Origin of the sequence: Streptomyces sp. NPDC052101 (assembly GCF_040680235.1) — a bacterium.
Taxonomy (GTDB): Bacteria; Actinomycetota; Actinomycetes; order Streptomycetales; family Streptomycetaceae; genus Streptomyces.
In genome coordinates this window covers 143,381-151,173 of record NZ_JBFAWH010000019.1, presented here as the reverse complement: position 1 = coordinate 151,173, position 7,793 = coordinate 143,381, and the positions used below count along the sequence as shown (strand labels likewise).

At 69.5% G+C, this 7,793-nt stretch carries 9 protein-coding genes and 1 pseudogene; 5 read left to right on the top strand and 5 right to left on the bottom strand.

Annotation, left to right across the window (positions count from 1 at the left end; all coding sequences use genetic code 11):
* A partial coding sequence (locus AB0L75_RS30035; RefSeq protein WP_365187054.1) for a transposase occupies positions 1-230 on the bottom strand: 230 nt, incomplete at its 3' end.
* Positions 231-535: 305 nt separating this feature from the next.
* Positions 536-852: pseudogene (locus AB0L75_RS30030) on the bottom strand (IS5/IS1182 family transposase); the annotation flags it as partial.
* Between the two features lie 98 nt (positions 853-950).
* On the opposite strand from AB0L75_RS30030, the gene AB0L75_RS30025 reads away from it, so the two are divergent.
* Positions 951-1,502 (top strand): cupin domain-containing protein, encoded by a 552-nt coding sequence (locus AB0L75_RS30025; protein WP_365187052.1) that lies wholly within the window; start codon positions 951-953, stop codon positions 1,500-1,502.
* Between the two features lie 317 nt (positions 1,503-1,819).
* On the opposite strand, the gene AB0L75_RS30020 is transcribed toward AB0L75_RS30025, so the two are convergent.
* Positions 1,820-2,797, bottom strand: coding sequence for a hypothetical protein (locus AB0L75_RS30020; protein ID WP_365187049.1), 978 nt, complete (start codon positions 2,795-2,797; stop codon positions 1,820-1,822).
* 38 nt (positions 2,798-2,835) lie between these two features.
* Between AB0L75_RS30020 and AB0L75_RS30015 the strand changes: the two genes are divergently transcribed.
* Positions 2,836-2,988, top strand: coding sequence for a hypothetical protein (locus AB0L75_RS30015; RefSeq protein WP_365187047.1), 153 nt, complete (start codon positions 2,836-2,838; stop codon positions 2,986-2,988).
* Between the two features lie 12 nt (positions 2,989-3,000).
* Here AB0L75_RS30015 and AB0L75_RS30010 read toward each other — a convergent pair whose 3' ends face one another.
* The gene (locus AB0L75_RS30010) at positions 3,001-4,221 is read right to left on the bottom strand and encodes an amidohydrolase family protein (RefSeq protein WP_365187044.1); all 1,221 of its coding nucleotides are present in this window, start codon (positions 4,219-4,221) and stop codon (positions 3,001-3,003) included.
* A 62-nt stretch (positions 4,222-4,283) separates the two neighbouring features.
* Between AB0L75_RS30010 and AB0L75_RS30005 the strand changes: the two genes are divergently transcribed.
* The 3 genes from AB0L75_RS30005 to AB0L75_RS29995 all read left to right on the top strand — a co-directional run bounded on the left by AB0L75_RS30005 (position 4,284) and on the right by AB0L75_RS29995 (position 6,595).
* The gene (locus tag AB0L75_RS30005; RefSeq protein ID WP_365187042.1) at positions 4,284-4,904 is read left to right on the top strand and encodes a TetR/AcrR family transcriptional regulator; all 621 of its coding nucleotides are present in this window, start codon (positions 4,284-4,286) and stop codon (positions 4,902-4,904) included.
* Between the two features lie 254 nt (positions 4,905-5,158).
* A complete protein-coding gene (locus tag AB0L75_RS30000; protein WP_365187039.1) occupies positions 5,159-5,668 on the top strand; it encodes a hypothetical protein in 510 nt (169 codons plus the stop codon).
* A gap of 129 nt (positions 5,669-5,797) precedes the next feature.
* Complete coding sequence (locus AB0L75_RS29995) at positions 5,798-6,595, top strand: hypothetical protein (RefSeq protein ID WP_365187037.1); 798 nt, start codon at positions 5,798-5,800, stop codon at positions 6,593-6,595.
* Between the two features lie 163 nt (positions 6,596-6,758).
* On the opposite strand, the gene AB0L75_RS29990 is transcribed toward AB0L75_RS29995, so the two are convergent.
* Positions 6,759-7,700, bottom strand: a complete 942-nt coding sequence (locus tag AB0L75_RS29990) for an NADP-dependent oxidoreductase (protein ID WP_365187034.1) — start codon at positions 7,698-7,700, stop codon at positions 6,759-6,761.
* Positions 7,701-7,793: the final 93 nt, after the last annotated feature.

The following is a 7,793-nucleotide window of genomic DNA, read 5'->3' as shown; positions in this document are numbered from 1 at the left end:
CCGTAGACCGTCTGGTGGGGCGGGAAGTCGTGCGGGAGGTAGGCCCACTGGCAGCCCGTGCGGTCCACGTACAGGATCGCGTTCATGATCTCGCGCAGGTCGTGCCGAGGTGGCCGACCGAAGTCCAGGGCCCGGCCCCGACGTTCGAAGCGCCAGGCGGACAGCACCGGCTCGATCAACTCCCAGCGGGCATCGGACAGATCACTCGGGTACGCGCGACGTTCCGTCATGACCTGGACGTACTGCCGGTTGGGGGCGTGCGCCCAGGCGTGCATCCTGCCCCGCGGAAGCACGGCACAGACAGGGGCGTCCAGGGATGAGACAGGCACAAGCCAACACCACCCCCGCCCGTCACACCATCTGCACCGACAAACACGACCGACTCAGCACCCTCATCAACACCAGACCACTGCCCCGCACAAACATGGATGCATTACCACACTGCAGATGAAAACGACCTCTAAGGGCGCATTTCAGGCGTAAAGATCATTCCGGGGAAGGGTGACAGGCACCTCTCCGCACCTGGATAATGGATCTACGCCCGGAGCCAGAGCCGGATCGCTGTGACGGTCACGGTGCCGTGGAAGACGTAGGCACATGTGTCGAATCGCCTGGCCACGGTCCGGAAGTTCTTGGGGGCGTTGACAGTCCGCTCGACTTCGTTCCTGCGCTTGCCGATCGTCTTGTCGGGGCCGGTGAGGCCTCCCGCCATCGCTTCCATGGCGCTTGCGGTTGGCCCGCTGGCTCTTTGGCGCGGGGATGGCGTGTTTGATCTGGGATGAGCTGCGGGGCAACGCCCCACTGGCCTGGCGTGATCAGCAGGACCAGGGGCCGACGTCCGCCTTCCCCGGCAAACCAGTCGATACGGCCCTCCGCGTCGATGTCGGCCGGGCGGCCGCGAAGACCTTGTTGTCAGCGCGCCTCCGGTCCGGCGACGGAAGACAATGCCGTTGATCACTCTGCAGTGGCTTTGGCGCCCGCGCGGCACTGCCCTGCGTCAGAATTCCCCCGTGACCAATGATCAGTCCCGGATTCCCGCCCGTCCACTGCTGCGTCGCACGCGGGACGGTGAACTCATAGACGTCGCCGGTGTCGCGCACTTCTTCCGGCTCACCGGCGAGCACACGGGCGGGCACTTTGCCTTCGAGGAGTTCAGCCTCGCCCCTGGCACCATTGGTGCCAGGCCACACGTGCATGAAGGACACGACGAGTATTTCTACATCCTGGAGGGCGAGTTGACGCTGCACACCGGTGATGGCGAGGTAACGGCCGGTCCCGGGGATCTGCTCGCCGCGACCCGCGGCACCCCGCACGGCTTCCGCAACGCAGGAGCGGTTCCCGCACGCGCTCTGTGCCTCTACACCCCTGCCGGCTACGAAAACTACTTCCGCGACGTCCATGCCGCCGTGAGCGCCGGGGCCGAGGCGACCGATGAGCTACTGGCCGAATTCCGCAGTCGTTACCGGACCAGTTCCTACCAGGTTCCCTCGGACAGACTCTGACCCGTTCGCCACCGTGGCAAGCAAGGTGGCCGAGCCGGCTGCCGGGACCGACGAGCGGGGGCGGCGGCGTGCGGTCCGCACCGACCACCACCGGCCCCGTGCCGTGGTCGCCGCGGCTGGCCTGTCGCCGGCGGCGTGCGCCCCAAGGTCCGCCTCGGCCCAGGCGCGCTCGTGCGTACTGGTCCTGCTCGGCGTGCGTCTGGACGGCATAAAGACCCCAGCCATCCGTAGCAATTGGCGCTTGTCCCATGACCGGTGTGGTGGTCTGCCCTAGCCGCCGACTCACCTTTCAGGCGCGGGGAGCCCTGAGGTGGTGGTCAGTCAACCTCCGCCTCCGCGACCAGCGCATCGAGCGTCGTGCGCAGCTCGGCCAGTTCGGCCGGGGTGGGATCGGCCGGCTCGTGCGGCACCTGCGCAGCGGGGTTCACCACGGAGGTGGTGCCCTCCGGACCAGGCGTAGCAACGGCGCGGGCAAGGAGCGCGCCGTTGTCGGGCGGTGGGGTGCCGAGGGCGTCGCCGAGCTGTCGCAGTGCGGCCGCGAGCGAGGTCTGTGGGAAGGGGAAGTCCGCGGGGAGCAGCCCGGCCTGTTGGGTGTGGTCGTCGCCGCGGAAGTCCAGGACCCAGTTCTCCCAGCCCGGCAACGGCCAGTTGTGGATGCCGACCGCGGGCTGCACTGTCCAGAGCGAGACCGTGCGGGCCTGCGGGTCGTAATGGACGCCGCCGTACGGCATGTCTGAGGGCGAAGGGGTGGTCGGCGACGGGACGAGCAGGTCGATCAGGCCCGGGCCGCAGGCGACGAGCCCGATGGGCTCCCCACCGCTGCCCCACGCGCGGACGCTTCCGCCAGGCAGGCGCAGGGAGACGACGGACCAGGGCTCGGTGTTCTCGGTGTCCGCGAACCAGGAAGGCTCGAAGGTCTCGAACCAGCCCGGTTCACGGGTCAGGTCCCTGCCGAGGCCCAGGTGGTGGGTCAGATCACCCATGCCGTCGTGCGCGAAGCGGACGTCCCAACCGGGCCATGTCCGGGCCAGTACGGCGCGGGCGGCGACGCAGTCGGCCCAGCTGTCCGCGAAGGCAAACCAGAGCAGAATCCGGCGATCGTGGTCGACGAGTGCGGCGCCCTCGCACCACACGTCGTCGAGCCACGCATCGGTCTCCTGGTTGGCGCGGAAGCAGCGTGTCGCCGCGACCGGACCGGGCAGCAGATCCTCAACGACCCGGTTGGCGGCCCAGTGTGAGTAGTACCGCTGCCAGGCGCCGTTCTCGACCACCACGTACTGCGCTCGTGCTCCCATGACCGGCGAGGATAGCGGCGTTGGACGACGGTGACCTCATGACTACCCCGTGCCTGAACGGCTGCTGGCTGCTGGCTGCTGGCTGCTGGCTGCTCAAGGTCACGAACCAGTCGGTGCGTGCCGAAGAAACCCGCTGCAACGAGCAGCGCGCCGCCCTGCTCGAGAAGTGCTGCGGCTGCGTCACCCCTTGAGCGGAAGCCTTCTCAGAGGACCGATCCGGCTTTGACCACGTGTCGCAGGTGCCGCTCGGGACGGGTGAGGACGGTCAGGTCTGCGAGCGGGTCGCCGTCCACGACGAGCAGGTCGGCGTGCGCGCCCGGCGCGAGGGTGCCGATCTCGCCCTCCATCCGCAGCAGGCGGGCCGCTGTGCTGGTGGCGGAGCGGATCACATCCGCAGCGGGCTGGACCTCGGCGCGCAGCGTGAACTCCTCCAACTGCGCTGAGTGCAGCGGTCCGAGCAGGTCACTGCCGTAGACCAGGTTGACGCCCGCGCGGTGCGCCTTTTCCAGGGCGGCCAGCCCGTGATCGCGGACCTGGGTGAGTTTGCGGAAGGACGACTCCGGCAGGCCGGACTGCCGGCTGAGTTTCGCCGTCTGCGCGTAGGCGACCAGGGTCGGCACCAGGAAGGCGTCCCGCTCCAACAGCAGGGCGATGGTCGCGTCGTCGATCAGGTTGCCGTGTTCGACGCAGCGCACGCCGGCCCGCAGGGCCCGATCGATGGCGCGCGGGTGGTAGGCGTGTGCGGTGACGTACCGATTGTGGTTCTCCGCCTCCTCCACGGCGGCGCGTATCTCCTCCTCGCTGTACTGGACGGCCGCGATCTCGTCGTGCGGCGAGGCCACCCCGCCGGAGAGGAGCACCTTCAGATGGGCGGCGCCCTTGCGGAATTCGTCCCGGGCCGCCGTGCGGACGGCGTCGACACCGTCCGCGATCCGGGCGAAGTCGGGACGGCTCTCGCAGCAGGGCGCCGAGTCGTCCCCGAGCGGGCGCAGGTCGCCGTGGCCGCCGGTCTGGGAGAGCGCCTTTCCGCCGTGGACGAGTCGCGGGCCGAGTGCCAGCCCTTCGGCCAGGGCGCGGGCCATGCCGTGGTCGGCACCGCCGACGTCCCGGACGGTGGTGAAGCCGCGGCGCAGCATCCGTTCCGCCTCCGCGAGGGCGCGGACAGTCAGGTATCCGGGGGTCCAGGAGGCGATGGCGGCCAGATCGAGAGAGGTGACCAGCAGGTGGACGTGGGCGTCGATCAGGCCGGGCAGCACGGTGGCGCCGGCCGCCCTGAGCACCCGGACGTCCTGCCCGGCGCCGGGTGGGCGGCCGGTGCCGGTGGCGGCGATCCGGCCGTCGGCGACCTCGATCCAGGCTGGGTCGGTACGGGTGCCGGTCTCGGGGTGGAGCAGGTGGGCGTCGGTGATCAGCAGTCGGCTCATGGCGGTGGTCCTCTCTCCGTTTCAATACGACCTGTATTGAATACACCATGTATCGTGGTGCTGTGAATTCCTCCCCGGTCGGGCCCTCCGCGCCCCGGCCCCCTCGGCGCCGCGTCCACACCAGAGCCCGCATCCTCTCTGCGGCGGGCGAGCTGTTCCTGTCCGCGGGATACGCGCGGACGAGCATCGAGGACATCTGCACCGCCGCCGGCTACACCCGTGGGGCCTTCTACTCGAACTTCGCCACCAAGGAGGACCTGCTGCTGGCGCTCTTCGATGAGCAGGCGGCCGAGCGGATGAGCGAGCTGGAGCACCTGGCCGCCGCGGCCGGACAGTTGGGTCCCGAGGATCGGGCGCGGCGGCTGGTCGAGGCACTGCTGCGGGTCGAGGCCGCCGAAACCGGGTGGATTCTGCTCTTCCTGGAGTTCCGTCTGCTGGCCGCCCGTACATCGGAACTCGCCGACCGGGTAGCCGCACACGACCGCACGGTGACAGCGGCGCTGGCGGCGCTGCTGGCGCGGGTCCTGCCAGAGCTGGTACCGCCCGGGGCCTCCGCCGAGCAGGCCGCCGAGGTGATCCTGGCCGCACGCGAGGGCCTGCTCGCCCGCACCGCCGCGGGCGGCCCGGCCGCCGAGGAGTTGCTGAGCGCGGCGACGGCGGTGCTGGCCGGACTGCTGGGCTGACGCAGCGGACAACTGCGTCGGCCGGCCGTTGTCGTACCGATCACGGGAGTTGCGGATCGAAGGGGAGTCCCGGTCCGGTGATCGCGGGGCGGTGGACGCATGGGTGGGGGCAGGGCCTGCGGTGCGGTTCGTGGGTGTCAACGCCCGAGAAGCGCTGGTGGGCCCTGATCATGAGTCCGCCCTCCCCCCGAGGGGGGACGTCCTTGATCCTTCGGGAGGATGTGACGCTGCCGCCCATCGACCAGCCTGGACGCATGACCACTCTCCCGAACACCCCTGCTCCGGCGCCTCGTTGGGCGATCCGAGCCGCACACGCCGCGGCCCTCACCACCGTGCCCTCGGGGCTGTGGCGGATCGCGCTGGCCCTCGGCCTTCCGGTGGGCTACAGCGACCAGGTGCTCCGCCATGACTTCCACATCCCCGGCTGGGGTGTGTTCTACGTGATCGGGCTCAGCGTGGTTTCCGAGGCCTTCGCCCTGCTGACGCTCGGCCTGGTCCGGCCCTGGGGCGAGGTGGTGCCGCGCTGGATCCCCGTCATCGGCGGCCGGCGCGTTCACCCGCTCGCCGCCGTCATCCCCGCCGCCCTCGGCTCACTGGCCCTCGTCTGCCTCTGGAGCGACCTCGTGTTCTGGTGGAACGTCGACGAGACTCCAGCGATGCTCGGGCACTGGCACACCGTCGTCGGCATCTTCTACCAGCCGCTGGTCCTGTGGGGCCCGCTTCTTGCCGCGGTGACCGTCTCCTACTACCGCCGCCATCGCTGACCACCTGAGATGAGGGTGAGCAGAGCCTGAGCGGCGGTGACAACGGTGACGTGTTGATGCCAGCCGGTCGATCACGGTGGGCACAGCCGGTGAAGGGAGGGAATGCGCTGACACGTAAGCTCCGCGCATATGGACGATGTCACCCTGCGCTTCAGCTCGCCGCCGGCTTTGGCCGGTGATGAGCCCGGCAAGACGGCGGCCCCGCTTCTGGACCGGTTGCGTATTGCCATTTCGCGGAGGCTTGCCGCAGATCTTCCTGTTCCAGCCTCGATGATGCAGTGGCTGGATGAGGAGATGGACGTCTTCGCCGACGACTCAGAACTCCTCGGCGACCTCTTCGACCCGTTGCTTCATGCCCACGCACTCGACACTGCCACTGCAGGTGCGGCGGTGCTCCTGGCGGACGTGGTCGTAGACGGTCGGGCGTCTGCCGCTGTCCGTGCCGCACTGACGGTGACGCTGGCCGAAGCGGCGACGGCCGCGCTGCGTGAAGAGGCGCTGGACCCGCACGGGTTCGTCAGTATCGAGGCCGTGCTGCGGCGGCAGACCGCCAGCCAGCGAGCGGTCCGAGAAGCCGTTCGAGAGCAAGCTCCCCGCTTGCTTGCGCAATGGGACGAGGAGCCCGAGGTGATGCAGTTCGCGCTTGCCGTGCTGGCGGCCGCCTGCGCCGGGACTGCTGTCGTCTCGCGGATCGCAAGCCTGGCTGCTGTGTGGCCGGAGAGCCCGCGGGCGGCCACCTTGGCGTTGGCCTGTGCTCTGGCTGCTGACGATGAGGAGGCGCTCACGGGAGCCCTTGGCGAGACCGTCCGGCATCCCGACTACAACCCTGACGCCCAGGGAGATCCCGAGGCGCTCTTGCAGAGCCAGGGGCTGAGCCTCCTGATCGATCTCGCACAACAGGAGGTCGGCCCTTTGGTCTTCGACTGACGAACGATCGGTTACGCGTTCCAGGGGGGCGGGACCCGTCGGACCGCGACTAGGTGTCCGTGCGGGCCGATGGCGTGCACCCCAAGGTCCGGTCCAGGTAGGCGGACTCGTGCCTGCTGCGGCGGGAGGACGCCGCTGCCCGGTCACACCTCACGCGATCCTTTCAGACCGTGATCGCAAGCTTGCCCTGCACATTGCCGGCTGCCAGCACCTCGTGCGCCTCTGACACCTTCTCCAGCGGGAACACCTGCTGCAGGTGCACCCGAAGCTTCCCCGCCTCGACCAGTTCGGCCAGTGCCTCCAGGCCGGCCGGGTCCGGCTCCACGCCGACCGCTGCGAAGCGTACGCCGGACCGCTCCGCCAGCTCGGGCAGGGTGGTGCTGAGCCGCTCCACCGCCGTCACCAGCACACCACCCTGCCGCAGCACGCCGAAGGAACGCTCGGCGTTCCCGCCGCCCAGGGTCTCCAGCACCACGTCCACCGGCGCGTCCCGGAGCACCTCGGTGTAGTCCTGGGTCCGGTAGTCGACCAGCTGGTCCGCGCCCAACCCGCGCAGGAAGTCGTGCTTGGACGCGCTCGCCGTGCCGATCACCTCTGCGCCGAGGTGCTTGGCCAGCTGTACCGCGACGTGCCCGAGCCCGCCGCCCGCGCCGTGGATCAGTACCCTTTGTCCCGGCCTCAGCTGCGCGATCTCCACCAGTGCGTGCCAGGCGGTCAGTCCGACCAGCGGCAGTGCCGCGGCCTCCTCGTGGCTGATCCCCGCTGGCTTGCGAGCCAACTGCCGGGCGGGGGCGACCAGGTACTCCGCGTTCGCACCGGCCGCGGCCGGGAAGTACGGCATCCCATAGACCTCGTCGCCGACCTGGAACCGGTGCACACCCGGATCGACCTGCTCGACCACCCCGGAGACGTCCCATCCCAGGACGAAAGGCGGCTCGCCCAGCAGCGGGAAGGCGCCGGAGCGGACGAACAGTTCCACGGGGTTGACGCTGGTCGCCCTGACTCGGACGAGTACCTGCGTCGGTCCAGGCGTCGGCTTGGGCGCGTCGTCGACAAGCTCCAGCACCTCGGGGCCGCCGAAGGTCTTCTGGGTGATCGCACGCATCGTCATGTACTCCTGTTCGGGAAGTCGTTCGGGATGTCCCTAATCCTTCGGCAGGGTGGTACCTGTTGAACAGAAGGCACTTCAAAGGTATAT